Origin of the sequence: Roseicyclus sp., from assembly GCF_018402035.1 — a bacterium.
Taxonomy (GTDB): Bacteria; Pseudomonadota; Alphaproteobacteria; order Rhodobacterales; family Rhodobacteraceae; genus Roseicyclus.
In genome coordinates this window covers 1-20,375 of record NZ_JAGYJN010000005.1, presented here as the reverse complement: position 1 = coordinate 20,375, position 20,375 = coordinate 1, and the positions used below count along the sequence as shown (strand labels likewise).

At 62.7% G+C, this 20,375-nt stretch carries 19 protein-coding genes and 1 pseudogene; 14 read left to right on the top strand and 6 right to left on the bottom strand.

The genetic code is table 11. From position 1 onward, the window contains the following. Positions 1 to 6: 6 nt before the first annotated feature. The 4 genes from sdhD to KG698_RS09560 are packed head-to-tail and all read left to right on the top strand — an operon-like array spanning position 7 to position 3,294. Complete coding sequence (gene sdhD / locus KG698_RS09575) at positions 7 to 378, top strand: succinate dehydrogenase, hydrophobic membrane anchor protein (RefSeq protein WP_213685354.1); 372 nt, start codon at positions 7 to 9, stop codon at positions 376 to 378. 8 nt (positions 379 to 386) lie between these two features. Next, positions 387 to 2,207 carry a succinate dehydrogenase flavoprotein subunit gene (gene sdhA, locus KG698_RS09570; RefSeq protein WP_213685353.1) on the top strand — a complete coding sequence of 607 codons (1,821 nt, stop codon included), beginning with the start codon at positions 387 to 389 and terminating at the stop codon, positions 2,205 to 2,207. Next, positions 2,204 to 2,485: a hypothetical protein gene (locus KG698_RS09565; RefSeq protein WP_300983467.1), complete on the top strand. Its 282-nt coding sequence runs from the start codon at positions 2,204 to 2,206 to the stop codon at positions 2,483 to 2,485. The genes sdhA and KG698_RS09565 overlap by 4 nt, the downstream gene beginning before the upstream one ends. A 29-nt stretch (positions 2,486 to 2,514) precedes the next feature. Further along, on the top strand, positions 2,515 to 3,294 hold the full coding sequence (locus KG698_RS09560) for a succinate dehydrogenase iron-sulfur subunit (protein WP_213685352.1): 780 nt from the start codon (positions 2,515 to 2,517) through the stop codon (positions 3,292 to 3,294). A 62-nt stretch (positions 3,295 to 3,356) separates the two neighbouring features. Here KG698_RS09560 and trpS read toward each other — a convergent pair whose 3' ends face one another. Beyond that, positions 3,357 to 4,382 (bottom strand): tryptophan--tRNA ligase, encoded by a 1,026-nt coding sequence (gene trpS, locus KG698_RS09555; protein ID WP_213685351.1) that lies wholly within the window; start codon positions 4,380 to 4,382, stop codon positions 3,357 to 3,359. A 100-nt stretch (positions 4,383 to 4,482) separates the two neighbouring features. Between trpS and KG698_RS09550 the strand changes: the two genes are divergently transcribed. Further along, on the top strand, positions 4,483 to 5,166 hold the full coding sequence (locus KG698_RS09550; protein ID WP_213685350.1) for a rhomboid family intramembrane serine protease: 684 nt from the start codon (positions 4,483 to 4,485) through the stop codon (positions 5,164 to 5,166). Here KG698_RS09550 and murJ read toward each other — a convergent pair. The 3 genes from murJ to KG698_RS09535 are packed head-to-tail and all read right to left on the bottom strand — an operon-like array spanning position 5,163 to position 10,720. Then, complete coding sequence (murJ, locus tag KG698_RS09545; RefSeq protein ID WP_300983465.1) at positions 5,163 to 6,770, bottom strand: murein biosynthesis integral membrane protein MurJ; 1,608 nt, start codon at positions 6,768 to 6,770, stop codon at positions 5,163 to 5,165. The two genes, KG698_RS09550 and murJ, sit on opposite strands and share 4 nt — an antisense overlap. A 1-nt stretch (position 6,771) precedes the next feature. Beyond that, positions 6,772 to 9,513: a [protein-PII] uridylyltransferase gene (locus KG698_RS09540; RefSeq protein WP_213685535.1), complete on the bottom strand. Its 2,742-nt coding sequence runs from the start codon at positions 9,511 to 9,513 to the stop codon at positions 6,772 to 6,774. A gap of 43 nt (positions 9,514 to 9,556) precedes the next feature. Further along, entirely contained in the window at positions 9,557 to 10,720 is a 1,164-nt protein-coding gene (locus KG698_RS09535) for a penicillin-binding protein activator (RefSeq protein ID WP_213685349.1), read from the bottom strand. A 114-nt stretch (positions 10,721 to 10,834) separates the two neighbouring features. Between KG698_RS09535 and rsmI the strand changes: the two genes are divergently transcribed. The 4 genes and pseudogenes from rsmI (at position 10,835) to KG698_RS09515 (ending at position 13,974) form a co-directional block, all read left to right on the top strand. Next, positions 10,835 to 11,731, top strand: coding sequence for a 16S rRNA (cytidine(1402)-2'-O)-methyltransferase (gene rsmI, locus KG698_RS09530; RefSeq protein WP_213685534.1), 897 nt, complete (start codon positions 10,835 to 10,837; stop codon positions 11,729 to 11,731). Continuing rightward, complete coding sequence (locus KG698_RS09525; RefSeq protein ID WP_213685348.1) at positions 11,728 to 12,084, top strand: YraN family protein; 357 nt, start codon at positions 11,728 to 11,730, stop codon at positions 12,082 to 12,084. The genes rsmI and KG698_RS09525 overlap by 4 nt, the downstream gene beginning before the upstream one ends. Before the next feature lie 83 nt (positions 12,085 to 12,167). After that, a complete protein-coding gene (gene gshB / locus KG698_RS09520; protein ID WP_213685347.1) occupies positions 12,168 to 13,103 on the top strand; it encodes a glutathione synthase in 936 nt (311 codons plus the stop codon). A 77-nt stretch (positions 13,104 to 13,180) separates the two neighbouring features. After that, positions 13,181 to 13,974: pseudogene (locus KG698_RS09515) on the top strand (IS5 family transposase). 14 nt (positions 13,975 to 13,988) lie between these two features. Here KG698_RS09515 and KG698_RS09510 read toward each other — a convergent pair. Next, positions 13,989 to 15,527, bottom strand: coding sequence for a YifB family Mg chelatase-like AAA ATPase (locus KG698_RS09510; RefSeq protein ID WP_213685346.1), 1,539 nt, complete (start codon positions 15,525 to 15,527; stop codon positions 13,989 to 13,991). Between the two features lie 47 nt (positions 15,528 to 15,574). Beyond that, entirely contained in the window at positions 15,575 to 16,267 is a 693-nt protein-coding gene (locus KG698_RS09505; RefSeq protein ID WP_213685345.1) for a glutathione S-transferase, read from the bottom strand. 176 nt (positions 16,268 to 16,443) lie between these two features. Here KG698_RS09505 and KG698_RS09500 point away from each other — a divergent pair, with 176 nt between their 5' ends. From KG698_RS09500 to KG698_RS09485, 5 genes are all read left to right on the top strand, one after another. After that, entirely contained in the window at positions 16,444 to 17,325 is an 882-nt protein-coding gene (locus KG698_RS09500; protein ID WP_213685344.1) for an RNA polymerase factor sigma-32, read from the top strand. Beyond that, a complete protein-coding gene (locus KG698_RS15580; RefSeq protein WP_300983459.1) occupies positions 17,322 to 17,453 on the top strand; it encodes a hypothetical protein in 132 nt (43 codons plus the stop codon). The genes KG698_RS09500 and KG698_RS15580 overlap by 4 nt, the downstream gene beginning before the upstream one ends. Before the next feature lie 96 nt (positions 17,454 to 17,549). Next, positions 17,550 to 18,746: a bifunctional phosphopantothenoylcysteine decarboxylase/phosphopantothenate--cysteine ligase CoaBC gene (gene coaBC, locus KG698_RS09495; RefSeq protein ID WP_213685343.1), complete on the top strand. Its 1,197-nt coding sequence runs from the start codon at positions 17,550 to 17,552 to the stop codon at positions 18,744 to 18,746. A 45-nt stretch (positions 18,747 to 18,791) separates the two neighbouring features. Then, positions 18,792 to 19,259 carry a dUTP diphosphatase gene (dut, locus tag KG698_RS09490; protein ID WP_213685342.1) on the top strand — a complete coding sequence of 156 codons (468 nt, stop codon included), beginning with the start codon at positions 18,792 to 18,794 and terminating at the stop codon, positions 19,257 to 19,259. Further along, a complete protein-coding gene (locus KG698_RS09485; RefSeq protein WP_213685341.1) occupies positions 19,260 to 20,306 on the top strand; it encodes a molybdopterin-synthase adenylyltransferase MoeB in 1,047 nt (348 codons plus the stop codon). It begins immediately after the preceding gene. Positions 20,307 to 20,375: the final 69 nt, after the last annotated feature.

Below are 20,375 nucleotides of genomic sequence, written 5' to 3'. Positions count from 1 at the left end.
GACAAGATGGCCTATGTAACCGACCGCAAGCGCGTGACGGGTCTTGGTTCCGCCAAGTCGGGGACCGCGCATCACTGGACGATGACGGTCACTTCGGTGGCGCTATTGCTACTGACGCCGTTCTTTCTTTTGATCATTGGCGGCCTTTTGGGCCAGCCCCATGCCGATGTGGTGGCGAGCCTGTCGCGGCCGATGCCCGCGCTGGTGGTTTCGGCCTATCTGGTCGTGGGGATGCACCACATGCGTTTGGGCATGCAGGTGTTGATCGAAGATTATTTCCGTGGGTTGAGCCGCAAGATCGGCCTGATTGTCACGACGATCCTTTGCTACGGGCTTGCCGCAGGCGGGCTTGTGGCATTGGCGCAGATTGCACTGTGAGGACGCAGATGAAAGATACGCTCTCTCCCGCTTACGAACTCAATACCCACACCTATGACGTTGTCGTCGTGGGCGCGGGTGGTGCAGGCCTGCGTGCGACGCTGGGCATGGCCGAACAGGGGTTGAAAACCGCCTGTGTGACCAAGGTGTTCCCGACACGCTCGCACACTGTTGCAGCCCAAGGTGGCATCGCCGCCAGCCTGAGCAATATGGGCCCGGATCACTGGCATTGGCACATGTATGACACTGTCAAAGGGTCGGACTGGCTGGGCGATACGGATGCGATGGAATACCTTGCCCGCGAAGCGCCCAAGGCGGTCTATGAGCTTGAGCATTACGGTGTGCCGTTTTCGCGCACCGAGGATGGCAAGATCTATCAGCGCCCCTTTGGCGGCCACACCACCGAGTTTGGCGAAGGCCCGCCAGTGCAGCGCACCTGTGCCGCCGCAGACCGGACGGGTCACGCGATCTTGCACACGCTTTACGGCCAATCGCTCAAGAACAATGCCGAATTCTACATCGAGTATTTCGCCACCGATCTGTTGATGGACGATGAGGGCAAATGCGTGGGCGTCGTGGCTTGGAAGCTTGACGATGGCACCATGCATGTGTTCCGCGCCAAGATGGTCGTCTTGGCCACGGGCGGCTATGGGCGGGCCTATTTCTCGGCCACCTCGGCGCATACTTGCACCGGCGATGGCGGTGGCATGGTCGCGCGTCAGGGCTTGCCTTTGCAGGATATGGAATTCGTGCAGTTCCACCCCACCGGCATCTATGGCGCGGGTTGCCTGATTACTGAGGGCGCGCGCGGCGAGGGTGGGTATCTGACCAACTCCGAAGGCGAGCGGTTCATGGAGCGTTATGCGCCGACCTATAAGGATCTGGCGTCGCGCGATGTGGTGTCGCGCTGCATGACCATGGAAATCCGCGAGGGGCGCGGTGTGGGCAAGGATGGTGATCATATCCATCTGCACCTGAACCATTTGCCGCCTGAAACGCTGGCGCTACGGCTGCCCGGTATCTCGGAATCGGCGCGCATTTTCGCAGGCGTCGATGTGAACAAAGAGCCGATCCCGGTTCTGCCGACGGTCCATTACAACATGGGCGGCATCCCCACGAATTATTGGGGCGAAGTGCTGCGCCCCACGGCGAAAAACCCCGATGCGATCGTGCCCGGCCTGATGGCCGTGGGCGAGGCGGGTTGTGCATCCGTGCATGGTGCGAACCGTCTGGGATCGAACAGCTTGATCGATCTGGTCGTCTTTGGCCGGGCCGCCGCGATCAAGGCCGGCGAGGTCGTGGACCGCGCCAGCGCGGTGCCCGATGTGCCGAAAGCCTCGCTCGATTTTGCCTTGTCGCGTTTTGACGATATCCGCCACGCCTCGGGCAATATCGCGACCGCCGAATTGCGCCTTGAGATGCAAAAGACGATGCAGGCCGATGCGGCGGTGTTCCGCACCGACAAGACGCTGGCCGAGGGTGTGGCGAAGATGAAGGGCGTCGCCTCCAAGATGGATGATATCAAGGTCACGGATCGCTCGATGATCTGGAACTCGGACCTGATGGAAACGCTTGAGCTGACGAACCTGATGCCCAATGCGATGGCCACCATCGTGTCGGCCGAGGCGCGCAAGGAAAGCCGCGGCGCGCATGCGCATGAGGATTATCCTGATCGCGACGACAGCACATGGCGCAAGCATTCGCTGGCCGTGGTCGATGGCGAAAAGGTCGATCTGGATTATCGCCCTGTGCACCTGAACCCGCTGATGGGCCATAACGAGGGCGGTATCGATCTGGAGAAGATCAAGCCCAAGGCGCGGGTCTATTGATCCGCGCACTGCCCCTTGTGGCGCTGGCGCTGCCTTTGCTTGCGGCCTGTGGGCAGGTGAGCGAAGAAAACGCCTTTGCGCAATGCACAGAGCGCGCGCGTCTGGCCGTTCAACCCCGTGGTGAGATCGGGGTTGGCTATGGCACAGGCGGTGCCGCCGCGCGGGGCAGTGTGACGATCACCAGCGATTTCATCGCAGGGCGCGACCCGCAGCTTGTCTATGACAATTGTTTTCGACAACTCACAGGTGCGGGGCCAACGCGGCCCTTGATCTTGTGACCGCCGACCGGACCCGGAGGATATGATCCATGGTTGAACTGGCCCTTCCCAAGAATTCCCGTATGCGCACGGGCAAGACTTGGCCCAAGCCCGCAGGGGCAAATAATCTGCGCAAATTCCAGATCTATCGTTGGAACCCTGACGATGGGGAAAACCCGCGCGTCGATACCTATTGGGTCGATATGGATAGCTGCGGGCCGATGGTTTTGGACGCGCTGATCAAGATCAAGAACGAGATCGACCCCACGCTGACCTTCCGCCGGTCCTGCCGCGAGGGGATTTGCGGATCTTGCGCGATGAATATCGACGGGATCAACACGCTGGCCTGTATCTATGGCATGGACGAGATCAAGGGCGATGTGAAAATCTACCCCTTGCCGCATATGCCGGTGATCAAGGATCTGATCCCGGATCTGACGCATTTCTATGCGCAGCATGCCTCGATCATGCCGTGGCTCGAGACCAAGACCCAGCGCCCCGAAAAAGAATGGCGCCAGTCGATCGAGGATCGCGACAAGCTTGATGGCCTTTACGAATGCGTGATGTGCGCTTGCTGTTCGACCTCTTGCCCCAGCTATTGGTGGAACGGGGATCGCTATCTTGGACCAGCGGCGCTATTGCATGCCTATCGCTGGATCATCGATAGCCGCGACGAGGCGACAGGCGAGCGCTTGGACGATCTGGAAGATCCCTTCAAGCTGTATCGCTGCCATACCATCATGAATTGCGCCAAGACCTGCCCCAAGGGGTTGAACCCGGCCAAGGCGATTGCCTCGATCAAGAAGATGATGGTTGAGCGTCAGCTGTGATGTGAACCGAATTTTCGTACGAATAATCGAAACACCCCGCCCCAAAAGGGCGGGGTTTTGCTTTAACTGCGCAGCATGCCCACAATGTCATAGGTACGCGCAAGGATAGGTGCGGTGATCGCGCGCGCGCGCGCGGCCCCACGGCCCAAGATGCGGTCAATCTCGGCCGGGTCGGCCATCAGCCGTGTCATCTCGGTCGAGATGGGGGCCATTTTCGCCACGGCCAGATCAGCCAACGCCATCTTGAAATGCCCAAAGAGTGCGCCGGCATGTTGATCGAGCACCGCTTGCGGCGCGATATCGGCCAAGGCTGCGTAGATATTGACCAGATTGCGCGCCTCGGGGCGGCCATCAAGGCCATCGAGCGTTTCGGGCAGCGGGTCGGGGTCGGTCTTGGCCTTGCGGATCTTTTTCGCGATCTCATCGGCGCTGTCGGTCAGGTTGATCCGCGTCTTGTCCGAGGGGTCGGATTTCGACATTTTCTTGGTCCCGTCTTGCAGGTTCATCACCCGCGTGGCGGCCCCTTCGATCACGGGTTCCGCGATGGGGAAGAAATCGACGCCGTAATCATGGTTGAACTTGGCCGCAATGTCGCGGGTCAGCTCAATATGCTGTTTCTGATCCTCGCCCACCGGCACATGGGTGGCATGATAGACCAAGATATCGGCGGCCATCAGGGTAGGATAGGCAAATAGGCCAAGGGAGGCCGCTTCGGCGTTTTTGCCTGCCTTGTCCTTCCACTGGGTCATGCGGCCCATCCAACCCATGCGCGCGATGCAGTTGAAGATCCACGCCATTTGCGCGTGCTCGGGCACTTGGGATTGGTTGAAGAGGATCGATTTTTCCGGGTCGATTCCGATGGCGAGAAATCCCGCGCATAGCTCGCGCGTGTTGTGGCGCAGTTGGTCGGGCGGGGGCAGGGTGGCCGTGATCGCATGCAGATCGACCATGCAAAAGATCGTCTCATGGGTGCCGGCATCCTGCATCTCGACGAAACGTTTCATCGCGCCGAGGTAATTGCCCAGCGTCAGCCCGCCGGACGGCTGGATGCCCGAGAACACGCGCGGGGTGAAAGCGGTCTGTGCCATGATCATTCCTTGGCTGGTCGATGACGCCGCCCCACTGGCCAAGCGCCGCGCCATCGCTTACCCACGGGGGCAGAGCGCGTCAACCAAAGGCAGGCCAGCCATGCAAGACCATAACGCATCGCCGTTCAACGCATTGCCGCCCGTGGTGGTGGCGCTGTCGGTCGTGATCGCGGGGTTGGAGGTGATGTTCCAAGCGGCGAGCATGGGGTTCTTGGGGGGTGCGGCCGGTGTCGGTTGGCGGCTCGATGCGATCCGCGACTATGGCGTCTTCGACGAAATCTTGGCGTATATGCAAGCGCGCGGCGAGATTTTGCCGGGGGAATTGGTGCGGCTGTTGAGTTATCCGCTGATCCATAGCGGCTTTGTGCATGCCGCCTTTGTTGTGGTGTTCATCCTTGCCATCGGCAAGATGGTGGCGGAGGTGTTTTCGCCACTTGCCTTTGTCGTGCTGTTTTGGGCCTCGGCGATTGTGGGGGGCTTGGGGTTTGTGGTGCTGATCGACAGCCCTTATTCGTTGATCGGGGGCTATCCCGGTGTTTACGGGCTGATCGGGGCGTTTACCTATATCATGTGGACCGAGGCACGGCTGCGCGGCGGCAATCGTTACCGCGCCTTTGGGCTGATCGGCATGCTATTGGCGATCCAGATCTTTTTTGGGTTGCTCGAGGGGCAGTTTGCCAATGTGGTGGCCGATCTGTCGGGTTTTGTCGCGGGGTTTGCGCTGTCGTTTCTGCTGCGGCCCGGCGGATGGGCGCGGCTCTTGGACAAGCTGCGCCAGCGTTAGCGCCGCCTGAGGGCGCGGCCAAACTCTGACAGGCGGAAAGCGCCCAAAAGCTGGCCCGCAATGCCGTAAAGCACGAGCCCCCAGAGCACCAAGATCAACAGCGCGAGATAGCGCCAGCCAGCCGTGCCCAAAAGCGGCGAGAGCGCGGTTGCACCCATCACAAGGCCAAGCCCCATGATGAAGGCGGCCAGCACGATCCGCCCAAGCCGTTGGCGATAGCGGTCGTCAAAGCGCGCCACCTCGCCCATGTCGCGCTTGCCGCGGAGAAGCAGCCATACCATCGTCCAGCCCGCAACGCTGGTGGCAATCGCGGCACCGACAAAGCCGATGGTCATGGCCAGCCCGATGGCCACCACCGCATTGACCACCATCGCCACCAGCGCGAAGCGAAAGGGGCTGCGCGTATCTTCGCGCGCGAAATAGAGCGGTTGCAGCACCTTTTGCAGCACAAAGGCCGGAAGGCCCAAACCGTAGGCCGCGAGTGCCAGCGCGGTTTGCGCGGTGTCATCAGCCGTGAAAGCCCCGCGTTCGAACAGGACCGAGACCAGCGGCGTGGGGATGACGCAAAGTGCCACGGCGGCGGGCACGGTCAGCGCAAGGCTAATCTCGCCTGCGCGGCTGAGCGCGTCACGCCCGCCGATGGTATCGCCCGCCTGCAAGCGCCGCGAGAGGTCGGGCAACAGCACCACGCCGATGGCGATGGCCACCACGCCAAGCGGCAGTTGGTAAAGCCTGTCGGCGAGCGACATCCATGCAATGGCACCGTCAAAGAAGCTGCCGACTTGGCGGCCCACGAGAAGGTTCACCTGCACAACGCCTGCGGCCAGCATCGCGGGCAGCATGATCATGGCAAGCTTGCGCATATCGGGGGTCAGGCGCGGCCAGTGTGGCACCAGCCGAAAGCCAAGGCGCGCGGCCACGACCCAGACAAGGGCAAGCTGTGCGATGCCTGCCAGCACCGTTCCCCAAACCAGCAGCGTGCCGTGATGCAGCCCCGTCAGCGATGCGGTGGTGGGTGTGGCGACGTCAAAGGTGGCACCCGCGACCGCGCCGCTTTCGGCCAAGATCAGCGCGGCGATCAAGATCAGGTTGAGCAAGATCGGTGCAGCGGCGGCGGCGGCAAAGCGCCCTGTCGCGTTCAACAACCCCGAGAGCAGGGCCGCGAGCGAGATGAACAAGATATAACCAAAGGCCACGCGCCCCATATCAACGGCCAACTCCAGCCGGACATCGCCCGCAAAACCGCCCGCCATCGCCAGAACGAACCATGGCATGGCAAGCTGGGCGGCCAGCGTCAGCACGATCAAGACCGTCGCAAGCCCGGAAAACGCATCGCGCGCAAAGCCCAGCGGGTTCTCGCCTGCCTCCAGCTTTTTCGAGAACATCGGCACGAAGGCGGTGTTAAAGGCGCCTTCGGCGAAAAAGCGGCGGAACATATTGGGCAGGGAAAAGGCGATGAAAAACGCCTCGGCCACGGGCCCCGTGCCCATATAGGCCGCGATCATGATGTCGCGTGCAAAGCCCAAGATGCGGCTGGCCAGTGTCCAAAAGCCCACGGTGATAAAGCCCGCGATCAGGCGGATGGGGCGCAGGGCCGTGGCCATATCAGGCGCCCGCCCGTTCGGCCACGCGCGCAATCGCGTCGCGCAGCTTGCGCTCAAGCGCCTCTTGGCGGGATTTGGCGTGCAGTTTCAGACCGAACATATCCTTGACGTAGAAGGTATCGACCACCTGCGCGCCATAGGTCGCGATCACGGCCGATGAGATATAGATATTGGAGGCGGCCAAGGTCTTGGTCAGATCATAAAGCAGGCCGGGGCGGTCGCGGGTATCAACCTCGATGATGGTGTAGATTTCCGAGCCGTCATTATCGAAGGTGATATTGGTCGCGACCGCAAAGGGGCGTTCGCGTTTCTTGATCTTTTCGCGGCCTTCCAAGGCGCGCGAGGCCACAACCTCGCCCTTGAGGGTTTTGTCGATCATGTCGCGCAGGCGCGGCAGGCGGCGCGCCTCGTAGGGGTTGGCTTCGGCGTCTTGCACCCAGAACACGGCCGTGGCGTAGCCATCCTTGGAGGTATAGGTCCGCGCGTCCACCACATTGGCACCCACAAGCGACAAGGCACCCGCCAAGCGGCTGAAGATACCGGGGTGGTCATTGAGCGCGAAACAGACGCGCGTGGCATCGCGGTCGAGGTCTTCGCGGGTATCGATGCGGATTTCGTCATCGCCCAGATCGCGCAGCATTTCGGCGAATGTCACTTGCGTGGCCAGATCAAGCCCCTGCCAATAGGGGCCATAATGGCGATCCATCTCGGCCTTGAGATCGGGCTTGGGCCAGCCTGCCAAGGCGTCGCGCAAGCTACGCTTTGCTTCGCCTTCCAGCTTGTCGCGGTTGAGATCTTCCAGCCCGGTATCAAGCGCCATGGCGGTGGCGCGGTGCAGCCCGCGCAATAGCGTCGCTTTCCAGTTGTTCCATGTATGCGGGCCGACGCCGCGAATGTCGCACACCGTCAGCACGGTCAGCAGGTCAAGCCGCTCGCGGGTTTTGACCGCCTTGGCGAAATCGCGCACCGTGCGCGGGTCGGCGATATCGCGCTTTTGCGCCATGTCCGACATCAGCAGGTGATAGCGTACCAGCCATTCCACGGTCTCGGTCTCGGCTTGCTTTAGCCCAAGACGCGGGCCGACATTGCGTGCAATGCGCGCGCCAAGGATCGAATGATCCTCTTTCCGGCCCTTGCCAATGTCGTGCAGGAGGCAGGCCAGATACAGCACCTTGCGGTTGATGGTGCTTTTCAAAATGCCCGAGGCGACGGGCAATTCCTCTTTCAACTCGCCGCGCTCGATCTGGGCCAAGGTCGAAATGACTTGGATCGTGTGCTCATCGACCGTGTAGCTGTGATACATGTTGAACTGCATCATCGCGACGATGGGCGCAAATTCGGGCAAGAATGCCGCGAGCAGGCCCAATTCGTTCATCCGGCGCAGCGCGCGTTCAGGGTTGCCATGTTTCAAAAGCAGATCGAGGAAGATACCCACCGCCTCGGGGTCGCGGCGCATCTCTTCGTCGATCAGTTTGAGATTGGCCGAGACTGCGCGCATCACATCGGGATGGAGCAAATAGCCGGTGCGCAGCGCCTCTTGGAACAGGCGCAGCATGTTGAGCTTATCGGCGAAAAAGGCCGCCTCATTGGCGACGCTGATGCGGTTTTGTTTCACCACATAGCCGGGCTTGAGTTTCTTGCGTTGCGGGCGGCCACGGAAAAACCCGAAAAGCCCCGGTTCCTGTTTGACATGGCGGGCTTCAAGCTCGGTCAGGAAGATGCGCGTCAACTCGCCCACGCGGGTGGCGTGGCGGAAGTAGTCTTGCATGAAGTGCTCGACCGCGCGGCGGCCGGAATGGTCGCGGTAGCCAAGCCGCTCGGCCACGGCGACCTGATTGTCAAAGGTCAGCTGATCTTGGGCGCGGCCCGCGATCAGGTGCAAATGGCAGCGCACCGCCCATAAGAAGCGTTCGGCCGCGTCGAAGGCGGCGAATTCCTCGGGCAAGAAGACGCCAAGCGCGACCAGATCGCCCGCATTTGCCACGCCATGTTCGTATTTCGCGATCCAATAAAGCGTCTGCAGATCGCGCAGGCCGCCCTTGCCCTCTTTGACATTCGGCTCGACCACGTAGCGCTGGCCGCCTTGCTTGCGGTGACGGGTCGCGCGCTCTTCGAGCTTGGCCTCGATGAACTCACCGACCGTGCCGCGGAACAATTTCTCGCGCAGGGTTTTTTGGAGCTCTTGCGCGATGGCAGCATCGCCGCTGATCTGGCGCATTTCCAACAGGCTGGTGCGGATGGTGACATCTTGCTTGCCGAGCTTGAGACATTCCTTGAGCGTGCGGCTGGCATGGCCGACCTTGAGATGCAGATCCCACAGGATGTAGAGCGCGAACTCGATCAGCTTTTCCATCTGCGGCGTGATCTCGCGGGTGGTCACGAACAGCAGATCGACATCAGAATGGGGGGCCATTTCGCCGCGCCCATAGCCGCCCACGGCCATCACCGCCATCTGTTGGGTCATCGGCGCGCCGCCCGGCGCGATATGGGCATGGGCGACATGCAGCACCGCGCGCACAAGGCCATCGGTGAGATGGGCATAGGCGCGCGTGATGCGCCGCGCGGTCATCGGCTGGGCGGTGATCCCTGCGGCGATGACGGCGCGGCCCTTGTCTTGCGCCGCCTGTAGGCAGTGTGTGGCCGCCGCGCGCAGCGCAGCACCATCTGACAGCCCGGCCGTCGCGGCATCGAGGGCGGCGCACAGTGCGGCTTCGTCCAAGATATCACTGGCCGGTGCGATCAGCTCGCCCGGTTCGGATGGGGTCGGGGGAAGGGTCGGGTTTCGGTCAGAAACCGAGACCGCCAAGGCGTCTTGGGGCGGGGTCAATCATGGCCACCTGATTTTGGGTCACTTGTGCAATCGCCATGGCGCGTTCGTTCGTGCCATCGCTTAGCAGGCGGAATACCCCGTTCGCACCCTGAAAACCAGTGCTTGCCGTAAGATCCGCTGTGCCCAAACGCCCGGTGGCGGCGGCGGTCTCGCCCACGGCGCGTATCGCGTCGTAGCCCAAGGCGCCAAGGATATGCGGCGGGCCGCTATAGGCCGCAGTGTAGCGCGCGTTGAAATCGGCCGTGGCTTGCGGATCAGGCACGGCGAACCAGCCACCTTGCAGCCCCGAAAGCTCGAGCGTTTGTGGTGGCGTATCCCAACGCGTCAGCCCCATCATTTTCACAGCCGCGATATCAAGGCCGTTCTCCGGCAAAAGCTGCGCCAAGAAGGGCAGCGCGCCCGCGCTATCGGCGGTCATCATCAGCGCGTTTGCGCCCGTCTCATTGACCGCGGTCACGATGCGCGGAACAGCGTCGATCACGCCGGTTTGCGAGAATTCATAAGGCACGACGGACACGATATCCGCACTGGCCGCCTGTGCTGCGCGCAAGACCGCGTCGCGTGCCACATCGCCTGCGAGGTTCTGGCCATGGGCCACGACGATGCGATTGCGCCCCTGCGCTGCGGCGTAGCTGACGACCCGCGCGGCGGTATTTGCGAAGGTATGGCCCAAAACAAAGACATTGCCGCCCGCGATCTCGGTGTTGTTGGAAAAGCTCAAGACCGCGATGTTGGACCCGGCGACAGCAACCCCGACAGCCGCAGCCGCATCAGAGCGCAAGGGGCCCAAGATGACATCGGCACCGGCGGCCACCGCCTCGCGCGCGACATTGGCGGCGCGCGCGGCATCGCCTGCTGTGTCATAGACGGTGATCTCGATCGACATGCCCGACAGATCGGCCACCGCCATGCGCGCTGCATTCTCAAGATTGCGCGCGATGACCGCGTCGCCACCTTGCTGCGAACTCATCGGCAAAAGCATGGCGACTTGCACGGTCTGGCCGCCCATGGTCGGGCCGGTCGCGGTTCCCGTGCCTTGGCAGGCGGCAAGGGCTGCTGTTGCCACGAAAAGCCCCATGAGCCGCAAGGGCTTGCGGAAAAGACGCAAAGCGGAAATCATCGTACACGCACCTCCGGTGGACGCGGCCATTGCCATGGACCTAGGCTAAGGCGTTCGCGGTGACAAGTAAACGATGCCGGCATGATGCACGGCGCGACGGGCGAGACATCACCGATGCACGATGAATTCGAGGCTGCAGATGCGGGGATCGCGCGCCAAAAACCTTTAGCGGCAGGGCTTTATCTGGTGGCAACCCCAATTGGGGCGGCGCGCGACATCACGCTGCGCGCGCTTGATATTTTGGCCAGCGCCGATGTTTTGGCCGCCGAGGATACCCGCACGCTGCGCCATCTGATGGAGATCCACGGCGTCAAACTGGCCGGTCGGCCGCTTTTGGCCTATCACGACCATAACGGGGCGGAAGTGCGCCCGCGCATCTTGCGCGCGCTCGCCGAAGGCAAAAGCGTCGCCTATGCCTCGGAGGCGGGTACGCCGGTTGTCGCTGATCCCGGCTACCAGTTGGCGCGCGCGGTGATCGACGCTGGCCTGCCGGTGACAGCCGCACCCGGACCATCGGCCGCGATCATGGCATTGAGCATCTCGGGCTTGCCATCAGATCGGTTCATGTTTGCGGGCTTTCCCCCGGCACAGGCCGGTGCCCGCGCGCGCTGGCTGGACGAGATCGGCACGGTTCCGGCAAGCTTGGTGATCTATGAAAGCCCAAAACGCATTTACCGATTGTTAGGTGAGTTATGCGAGGCATGGGGCGAAATGCGTGAGGCGGCCCTGTGCCGGGAACTGACCAAACGATTCGAAGAGGTGCGGCGCGGCACGCTGGGAAGCTTGCGTGACAGCTTGGCAGATGGCGCTGTGAAAGGGGAGATTGCCTTGGTCGTGGGGCGGCCCTTGGCGGTGGTGGTCGATGCCGCCGATATCGATACGGCCTTGCGTGATGCGCTTGGCCGCTTGCGGGTGAAAGACGCGGCCGAAGAAGTGGCCAATGCCTTGGGCTTGCCCAAGCGGGATGTGTATCAGCGCGCCTTGGCGCTCAAGGATGAGGATGCGACATGAGCGGATTGAAGTCCTATCTTGCGGGCAAGGCGGCCGAAGATGCGGTTTTGGCGGCTTATACTGCAAGGGGCCATCGCCTGTTGTGCCGCCGGTGGCGCGGCGCGGCGGGCGAGATTGATCTTGTGTTGGAAAAGGCCGGTGAGATCATCTTTGTCGAGGTGAAATCCTCGCGCAGTTTTGCGCAGGCCGTGGCGCATCTGTCGCGCCGCCAGATTGCGCGGCTTTTGACCAGTGCCGAGGTTGCACTTGGCTTTTTCGGCAAGGGCTCGCTGACACCGATGCGCTTTGATGTGGCCTTGGTTGATCAGATCGGGCGGATCGAGGTGATCCCCAACGCGCTTCAGGCAAGTTGAGGGATCGGTTGCGCGACCCGGTCTTGCGCCTTGGCGCGTGACGGGCCAAACAAGGCCATCGCGCAAAGCCCGGGAGCTAGAGCATGCAAGTCGCCTTTCAGATGGACCCGATCGGGTCGGTCAATATCGATGCCGATAGCAGCTTTCGCCTCGCCGAAGAGGCGCAGGCGCGCGGGCATGAATTGTTTTTCTATACCCCCGATCACCTGAGCTACCGCGAGGGGCGCATCATGGCGCGTGCGCATGCGCTGCGCGTACAGCGTGTGAAGGGCGATCATGCGCATTTGGGGCCGATGATCGATCTGGATCTGGCCGATGTCGATGTCGTATGGCTGCGCCAAGATCCGCCCTTCGACATGGGCTATATCACGACCACCCATTTGCTTGACCGGCTCAAGGGCCAGACCTTGGTGGTCAATGATCCGTTTTGGGTGCGCAACAATCCCGAAAAGCTCTTGGTGCTCGACTTTCCCGATCTGACGCCGCCCACCACCATCGCGCGCGATCTGGCGGTCTTGCGCGATTTCAAGGACCGCCATGGCGATATCATCCTTAAGCCGCTTTACGGCAATGGGGGCGCGGGTGTGTTCCGCTTGCCCGAAAGCGACCGCAACCTCAATTCGCTGCATGAGCTGTTCACCGGCATGAACCGCGAGCCGCTCATCGCGCAGAAATATCTGCCCGATGTGGCCAAGGGCGATAAGCGCGTTATCTTGGTCGATGGGCAGCCCGTGGGCGCGATCAACCGTGTGCCTGCGGCGGGTGAGACGCGCTCGAACCTGCATGTTGGCGGCCGCGCCGAGAAGATCGGTTTGACCGCGCGCGAGCATGAGATTTGTGCCGTTATCGGGCCACGTTTGAAAGAGATGGGGCAGGTGTTTGTCGGCATCGATGTGATCGGTGGCTACCTGACCGAGATCAACGTGACCTCACCCACCGGCATTCAGGAATTGGAACGCTTCGATGGGGTCAATGTCGCCGCCCGCATTTGGGAAGCGATCGAGGCGCGGCTTGGCTAGGCGCTAGGCGGCGTCTGCATTTAGGGGATTCCCTAAACGTTTCGCGTTTGATTCAAGATCAAAAACGGGAGGCGGTTGTGAGCAGACGGACTTTGACAGACAGGCAGTGGGCGATCATCGCGCCCTTGGTTCCGGGCAAGGAGGGTGATCGTGGGCGCACCGGGGCTGACAATCGGCTGTTTCTCGACGCGATCCTATGGCTGGCGCGGGGTGCTTCACCGTGGCGCGATCTTCCCCCTGAACTCGGCAATTGGCGCACGGTGCATTCTCGTTTCCGGCGCTGGACGATTGCTGGCGTTTGGGAAAGCCTTTTCAAAGCGTTAAGCACTGACCCGGACTTCGAATACGTCATTTTCGATGGTGAGGCGTGAGCGCGCCACCGGTTCGAGCGCCACGCCGAACAGCTGCAAGACACATGCGGACGCAACCTCTCAAAAGGGGGGGCTTGAAGCTGCCGGTTTTGGCCGCTTTAGGGGGGGCTGACGACCAAGATCCATGCCGCGGTCGATGCGCTCGGCCTACTGATCCGGTTCACGATCACGCCGGGCCAATGGGGTGATTGCCCTCAGGCGCGGGGTCTGATCGAAGATCTCAGGGGCGTCAGCCATGTGATCGCCGACGCGGCCTAGGACGCGGACCACCTGCGTAGCTTCATTGCCGACGGTCTTGGAGCGGAGGCGCAGATCAAGCAGAACCTGAGCCGCGCAATCCGCCATCCCATCGACTGGGCTCTCTACAAGAACGCAACCTTTTCGAGCGTTTCTTTAATCGGATCAAACGCTTCCGCCGCATCGCCTTGCGTTGTGAAAAGGCAGTCAGCTCATTTGCCGCCTTCGTAAATCTCGTCCGCGCAATGGCTTGGATCAGTTAAATGCAGACGCCGCCTTAGCCTGCCCCGCCCATCAGCCGATAGCCCACAGCCTCGGCGATATGGGGTTGGCCGATGGTTTCATCGCCCTCCAGATCGGCGATGGTGCGCGCGAGCCGCAAGATCCGGTGATAGCCGCGCGCGGTCAGTTTGAAGCGCTCGGCCGCCTGTAGCAACATGGCCTTGCCCGCCGTATCGGGGGTGGCGATCTGGTCCAAAAGCGTGCCTTCGGCATCGGCGTTCACCCGCGCTGACGCGCCGAGCGCTGAAAAGCGGGCCGCCTGCACGGCGCGCGCGGCAGCGATGCGCTTGGCGACAACCGCGCTCCGCTCGCCCGTCGCGGGCAGGTCGAGATCGGCATATGCCACAGGCGGCACCTCGAGGCGCAGATCGAAGCGGTCCATCAAGGGGCCGGAAATTCGGCCCATATAATCCGCCCCGCACAAGGGCGCGCGCCCGCAGGCCTGCGCCGCATCGTAAAGCTGGCCGCAGCGGCAGGGGTTGGCGGCCGCGATCAACAGAAAGCGGCAAGGATAGGTGACATGCGCATTGGCGCGCGCCACCACCACATCGCCCGTCTCGATCGGCTGGCGCAGGGTTTCGAGCACCGCGCGCGGATACTCGGGGAATTCATCCAAAAAAAGCACGCCATTATGGGCCAAGCTGATCTCACCCGGCTTGGCACCCCGCCCACCGCCGACGATCGCGGCCATGGAGGCCGTATGATGCGGCGCGCGAAAGGGGCGCGTGCGTGAGATACCGCCATCATCCAAAAGCCCTGCCAGCGAATGGATCATCGAGGTTTCCAGCGCCTCGGGTGCGGAAAGCGCGGGCAAGATACCGGGCAGGCGCGCAGCGAGCATGGATTTTCCCGACCCCGGCGCGCCGACCATCAGCAAATGATGGCGACCTGCGGCGGCAATCTCAAGCGCGCGCTTGGCGCGTTCTTGGCCGCGCACCTCAGAGAGGCATTTGAGATGGGCGGTCGCGACAACCTCGCCGGGGCGGGCAGGCTCCATCGGGGCGCGTTCGGTCAGATGGGCGATGAGCCGCGCCAGATCGGGGGCGGCGTAAACGGTCGTGGCCCCGACCCAAGCGGCCTCGGCCCCGCAGCCTTGGGGGCAGTAAAGCACGCGCCCATCCTCGCCTGCTGCAAGGGCCGTGGGCAGCGCGCCGATGACCGCAACCAAGCTGCCATCGAGCGACAGTTCCCCCAGCGCCATCGCCTCTTCGACCTTTTCACGCGGGATGATGTCGAGCGCTGCCAAAAGCGCCAGCGCGATGGGCAGGTCGAAATGCGACCCTTCCTTGGGCAGGTCGGCGGGCGAGAGGTTCACGGTGATGCGCTTGGAGGGCAGCGCGATCGCCATCGCCGAGAGCGCGGTGCGCACCCGCTCGCGCGCCTCGGACACCGCCTTGTCAGGCAGGCCCACGACGGCGAAAGCGGGAATACCTGGGGTGATGGCGCATTGCACCTCGACCCTGCGCGCCTCGAGCCCCTCGAAAGCGACGGTATTGATACGGGCGAGGCTTTCGGCGCGGGCTGTGTCGAACATGGTTAACACTTAGCGGCCAAGCGTTAACCAAGGGTAAATGCCACGGGTTAGATTTCCGGTGGCGTGATCGGAAAGGGCAGGCGCGGCAGACCCATCTCATAGGTCGCCTGCTCCGGCCCATCCGTCAGCCCCAAGGCGCGCCATTGGCGCAGCGGCGGATGGTTCAGATGCGCCGCGACATAGTCTTGCGCGCGGTCCGACACAGGCAGGCCATAGCCCGCGATGCGCATGGCGACGGGGGCATAGAACACATCGGCCAGCGTATAGGTGCCAAAGAGGAACGGACCATCGGCACGGTCGCGGGCGGCACTCCAAATCGCCTCGATCCGGGCAAGATCGGCCAAAACCGCCGCGGACGGGGTAAAGCCCGCCCATGCATTGCGCAGGTTCATCGGGCAAGCACTGCGCAGCGCGCCAAAGCCTGAATGCATCTCGGCGATCAGGCTTTGTGCCATCGCGCGCTGGGCAGGGTCTGAGGGCAAAAGCCCGCGCTCGGGAAAAGCCTCGGCCAGATGCCACGCGATGGCGATGGAATCGGTCAAAAGCCCACCTTGCGGTGTTTTGAGGGCTGGCACGCTGCGCAGACCGGGGGCAAAGGCCGCCAGATCATCGGCGAATGCCGCGCGGTAAAGGATATTCGATTGCACCTTGACCGGGATGTCGAAGGCCGCAAAGGGCAGCCAGCCGCGCAAGGACCAGCTTGAGTAAGAACGATCCCCGATCAAAAGCGTGTATTCCATCGCAAAATCCCTGTGTGCTTGGGCCAAAGCCAGAATGCGCTTTGCCGTTTCGGCACGATTTCACCGAAGTCAGATTTTTTTCCATCCCAAAAGTGAACCGGAACGCGACCCGCTGCGTAAATACTAACAGAACGTGACTTGCCGATGCGTGATCAAGAGGAACCGGGGGGTCCAAGATGGCACTAGACATGGGTAGCGATCAGAACCTCAGCCGCCGCGCGATGCGGGCCGAGCTTTTGGATGCTGAAACGGAATTGCGCCTTGCCTATGCGTGGCGCGACCAGCGCGATGAAGAGGCGCTGCACCGTCTGGTCACAGCCTATATGCGGCTTGCGATCTCGATGGCGGCCAAGTTTAAACGCTATGGCGCGCCGATGAATGACCTGATCCAAGAGGCGGGTCTTGGCCTGATGAAGGCTGCTGATAAATTCGACCCCGACCGTGGTGTGCGTTTTTCGACATATGCGGTGTGGTGGATCAAAGCGTCGATCCAAGATTACGTGATGCGCAACTGGTCAATGGTGCGCACCGGCTCGACCTCGTCGCAGAAATCGCTGTTTTTCAACATGCGCCGTGTGCAAGCAAGGCTCGAGCGCGAGGCGCAGGCGGCTGGCCAAAGCCTTGATAAGCATCAGCTGCGCCAGATGATCGCCACCGAAGTGGGCGTGCCGCTGCATGACGTCGAGATGATGGAAGGGCGTTTGGCGGGGTCTGATTACTCGCTGAATGCGACCCAATCGGTCGATGAGGATGGGCGCGAATGGATCGACGCGCTGGAAGATGACAGCGCGCAAGCCTCCGAGATCGTTGAGGCCAACCATGACACTGCGCAGCTGCGCGATTGGTTGATCATGGCGATGCAGGCGCTCAACGAGCGTGAACGCTTCATCGTGCGCGAGCGCAAGCTGCGTGATGAGCCGCGCACCTTGGAAAGCTTGGGCGATGAGCTTGGCCTATCCAAGGAGCGGGTGCGCCAGCTTGAAGCGGCAGCATTTGCCAAGATGCGCAAAACCCTTGAGGCACAATCCAAAGAGGTGCGGTCATTCTTCGCCGCGTGATCTTCCATGCGCCTTTGGTGCTTTTGGCAGGGCTGTTCGTCCTGTCGCTTTCTGTCGCCGCACCTGATGCGCGCATCGGGCAGGATGAGGCGTTGGTTCCCACCCAAATCATCGCTTTTCTGCGCTGACACCAGCGGTTTGCGCGCACAGCCTTTGGGAGATTGGCATTGCCCTTGACCGGGCGCGCCCCTAACCTTTGGCGTGGTGCAAAAGGGCGACCCGAGATGCTGGCGGATAAGCGAATTTTGTTGATCATCGGCGGCGGGATCGCGGCCTATAAGGCGCTTGACCTGATCCGGCGGCTGCGCGAGCACGGCGCGCGCGTGACCCCGGTTTTGACGCGGGCGGGCGAGGAATTCGTGACGCCGCTGTCGGTCTCGGCCTTGGCGGCGCAAAAGGTGTACCGCGATCTTTTCGATCTGACCGATGAGGCCGAGATGGGCCATATCGAGTTGAGCCGCGCCGCCGATCTGGTGGTGGTGGCCCCCGCGACCGCCGATCTGATGGGCAAGATGGCTTCTGGGCTGGCGGGCGATCTGGCCACCACGCTGCTTTTGGCGACCGATAAGCGCGTGCTGATCGCGCCCTCGATGAATGTGCGGATGTGGGAACACCCCGCGACGCAGCGCAATTTAGCGCAATTGCAGGCCGATGGCGTCATGGTCGTCGGACCGGGCGTGGGGCCGATGGCTTGCGGCGAGTTTGGGCCGGGCCGCATGGCCGAGGTGCCCGAGATCGTGGCGGCGATTGGGGCGGCGCTGGGTGATGGGCCACTCAAGGGGCGGCATGTTTTGGTGACATCGGGCCCTACCCATGAGCCGATCGATCCTGTGCGCTACATCGCCAACCGCTCATCTGGTGCGCAAGGCGCGGCGCTGGCTGGCGCGCTGCGCGATCTGGGGGCAAGGGTGAGCTTTGTGACAGGCCCGGCCAGCGTGCCTGCGCCGATGGGTGTTGATGTGATCGCGGTCGAGACGGCGCAACAGATGGCCGATGCCGTGGCGGCTGCTCTTCCGGCCGATGCGGCCGTCTTCGCCGCAGCCGTGGCTGATTGGCGGGTGGCCAATGCCGCTGGCCAGAAGATGAAGAAGGATGGCACGGGCAGGCCGCCGATGTTGGAGTTTGCGGAAAACCCCGACATTCTGGCCCGCGTGGCGCAGATGGGCGAAGGCCGCCCGCGCCTTGTGGTGGGTTTCGCCGCCGAGACGGAGACCGTCGTGGATCATGCGACGGCCAAGCGCGCGCGCAAAGGCTGTGACTGGATCGTGGCCAATGATGTCTCGCCCGAGACGGGGATCATGGGCGGGGCCGAGAACGCGGTGATGTTGATCACGGACCAAGGGGCCGAAAGCTGGCCGCGCCTGCCCAAGGCCGAGGTTGCCCGGCGGCTGGCCTTGCGGATCGCGGATGCGCTGGCCTGAACGGCAACGGCGGGTGCGTATTTTTGGAAAGATGAAGGGGGTGGCATGGGCGTGGTGATCGAGGTCTTGCGCGAGCCATGGGCCGATCTTGCTGTGGCGCTGCCCGATTATGCGACTGCAGGGGCGGCGGGTGCCGATTTGCGCGCCAATCTCTTGCCCGAGGATCGCGCAGCGGGGCTGATCTTGGCCCCCGGCGCGCGGATCTTGGTGCCAACGGGGCTGCGCGTGGCGATCCCCGAGGGCTATGAGATGCAGATCCGGCCACGCTCGGGGTTGGCGCTGAAGCATGGGGTGGGCCTTCCCAATAGTCCCGGCACGATTGACAGCGATTATCGCGGGCCTTTGGGGGTGATCTTGGTGAATTTTGGACAAGCGGATTTCGTGGTGGGTCATGGCGAGCGCATCGCGCAAGCGGTGATCGCGCCGGTGATCCAAGCGCGCTTTGCGGCTGTGGACAGCTTGGATCAGACCGCGCGCGGCGCGGGTGGTTTCGGCTCGACCGGGGTGGCGTGAATGGTGTTCGTGCTTGTCTTGGCCGGGATGCTTTGGGGACTGGGGCATCTGTTGAAGACGCCTTACCGGGCGCGCTTTGTCATGCTTGGGCTGCTCTATCTGGCGGTGGTGGCGGTGCAGATCGTGCTGCCCTTGGCCCATCCCTTGCGGCAGGCGACGGGCGGGTCGCTGGGCGAGTGGGTGTTTGTGGGTCTGCTGGTGGGTTTGGTGCTGATCTATCGCGGCGGGCTTGGCGCTTTGCGTGCGCGGGCGGGGCGCAAGGCTGAGGCCGTGCCAGTTGCAGCACCCAAGGGGCCGTTTTCGGATGAGGAGTTGGAGCGCTACGCCCGCCATATCACGCTGCGCGAGATCGGGGGCGCGGGTCAGCGGGCGTTGAAAGAGGCACGTGTTCTGGTCGTGGGCGCGGGTGGTTTGGGCGCGCCTGTGCTGTTGTATCTGGCGGCTGCAGGTGTGGGGCGGATCGGGGTGATCGATGCCGATGTGGTCAGCCTGTCGAACCTACAGCGCCAAGTGATCCATACCGATGCGCGCCAAGGCATGCCCAAGGTGTTCTCGGCCCAGAAATCCATCGCGGCGATCAATCCGCATGTCGAGGTGCGCCCCTATCACCGGATGCTGACCGCAGAGATCGCCGAGGCGCTGTTTGCCGAGTATGATCTGATTATCGATGGCACCGATAGCTTTGCTGTCCGTGCCATGATCAACCGTGCCGCCGTGGCCGCGCGGAAGCCCGTCGTTGCGGGGGCCATCTCGGCATGGGAGGGGCAGGTGACGATCTATGACCCCGCCGGCGGCGCGCCTTGCATGGCGTGCATCTTTCCCAAAGCCCCTGCGCCGGGGCTATCGGCCACCTGTGCCGAGACAGGCGTGGTGGGCGCGCTGCCCGGTGTGATCGGGGCGATGATGGCGATGGAGGCGGTCAAGCGGCTCACGGGTGCGGGCCAAGCGTTAGCGGGGCGGATGCTGATCCATGATGCGCTGATGGGTGAAAGCCGCGAGATCAAGCTGACGCGGCGGGGCGATTGCCCGGTTTGCGGCGGGGCTTAGGGGGGGCGCTGCCCCCCACACCCGTGCCGGGTGTTCCCCCCGGGATATTTTTGAAACGAAGAAGGGGAT

Coding starts and splice junctions, on each gene's coding strand:
- sdhD (WP_213685354.1), top strand. CDS start 7: ATGGCCTATGTAACCGACCGCAAGCGCGTGACGGGTCTTGGTTCCGCC.
- sdhA (WP_213685353.1), top strand. CDS start 387: ATGAAAGATACGCTCTCTCCCGCTTACGAACTCAATACCCACACCTAT.
- KG698_RS09560 (WP_213685352.1), top strand. CDS start 2,515: ATGGTTGAACTGGCCCTTCCCAAGAATTCCCGTATGCGCACGGGCAAG.
- trpS (WP_213685351.1), bottom strand. CDS start 4,382: ATGGCACAGACCGCTTTCACCCCGCGCGTGTTCTCGGGCATCCAGCCG.
- KG698_RS09550 (WP_213685350.1), top strand. CDS start 4,483: ATGCAAGACCATAACGCATCGCCGTTCAACGCATTGCCGCCCGTGGTG.
- murJ (WP_300983465.1), bottom strand. CDS start 6,770: ATGGCCACGGCCCTGCGCCCCATCCGCCTGATCGCGGGCTTTATCACC.
- KG698_RS09535 (WP_213685349.1), bottom strand. CDS start 10,720: ATGATTTCCGCTTTGCGTCTTTTCCGCAAGCCCTTGCGGCTCATGGGG.
- rsmI (WP_213685534.1), top strand. CDS start 10,835: ATGCACGATGAATTCGAGGCTGCAGATGCGGGGATCGCGCGCCAAAAA.
- KG698_RS09525 (WP_213685348.1), top strand. CDS start 11,728: ATGAGCGGATTGAAGTCCTATCTTGCGGGCAAGGCGGCCGAAGATGCG.
- gshB (WP_213685347.1), top strand. CDS start 12,168: ATGCAAGTCGCCTTTCAGATGGACCCGATCGGGTCGGTCAATATCGAT.
- KG698_RS09510 (WP_213685346.1), bottom strand. CDS start 15,527: ATGTTCGACACAGCCCGCGCCGAAAGCCTCGCCCGTATCAATACCGTC.
- KG698_RS09505 (WP_213685345.1), bottom strand. CDS start 16,267: ATGGAATACACGCTTTTGATCGGGGATCGTTCTTACTCAAGCTGGTCC.
- KG698_RS09500 (WP_213685344.1), top strand. CDS start 16,444: ATGGCACTAGACATGGGTAGCGATCAGAACCTCAGCCGCCGCGCGATG.
- coaBC (WP_213685343.1), top strand. CDS start 17,550: ATGCTGGCGGATAAGCGAATTTTGTTGATCATCGGCGGCGGGATCGCG.
- dut (WP_213685342.1), top strand. CDS start 18,792: ATGGGCGTGGTGATCGAGGTCTTGCGCGAGCCATGGGCCGATCTTGCT.
- KG698_RS09485 (WP_213685341.1), top strand. CDS start 19,260: ATGGTGTTCGTGCTTGTCTTGGCCGGGATGCTTTGGGGACTGGGGCAT.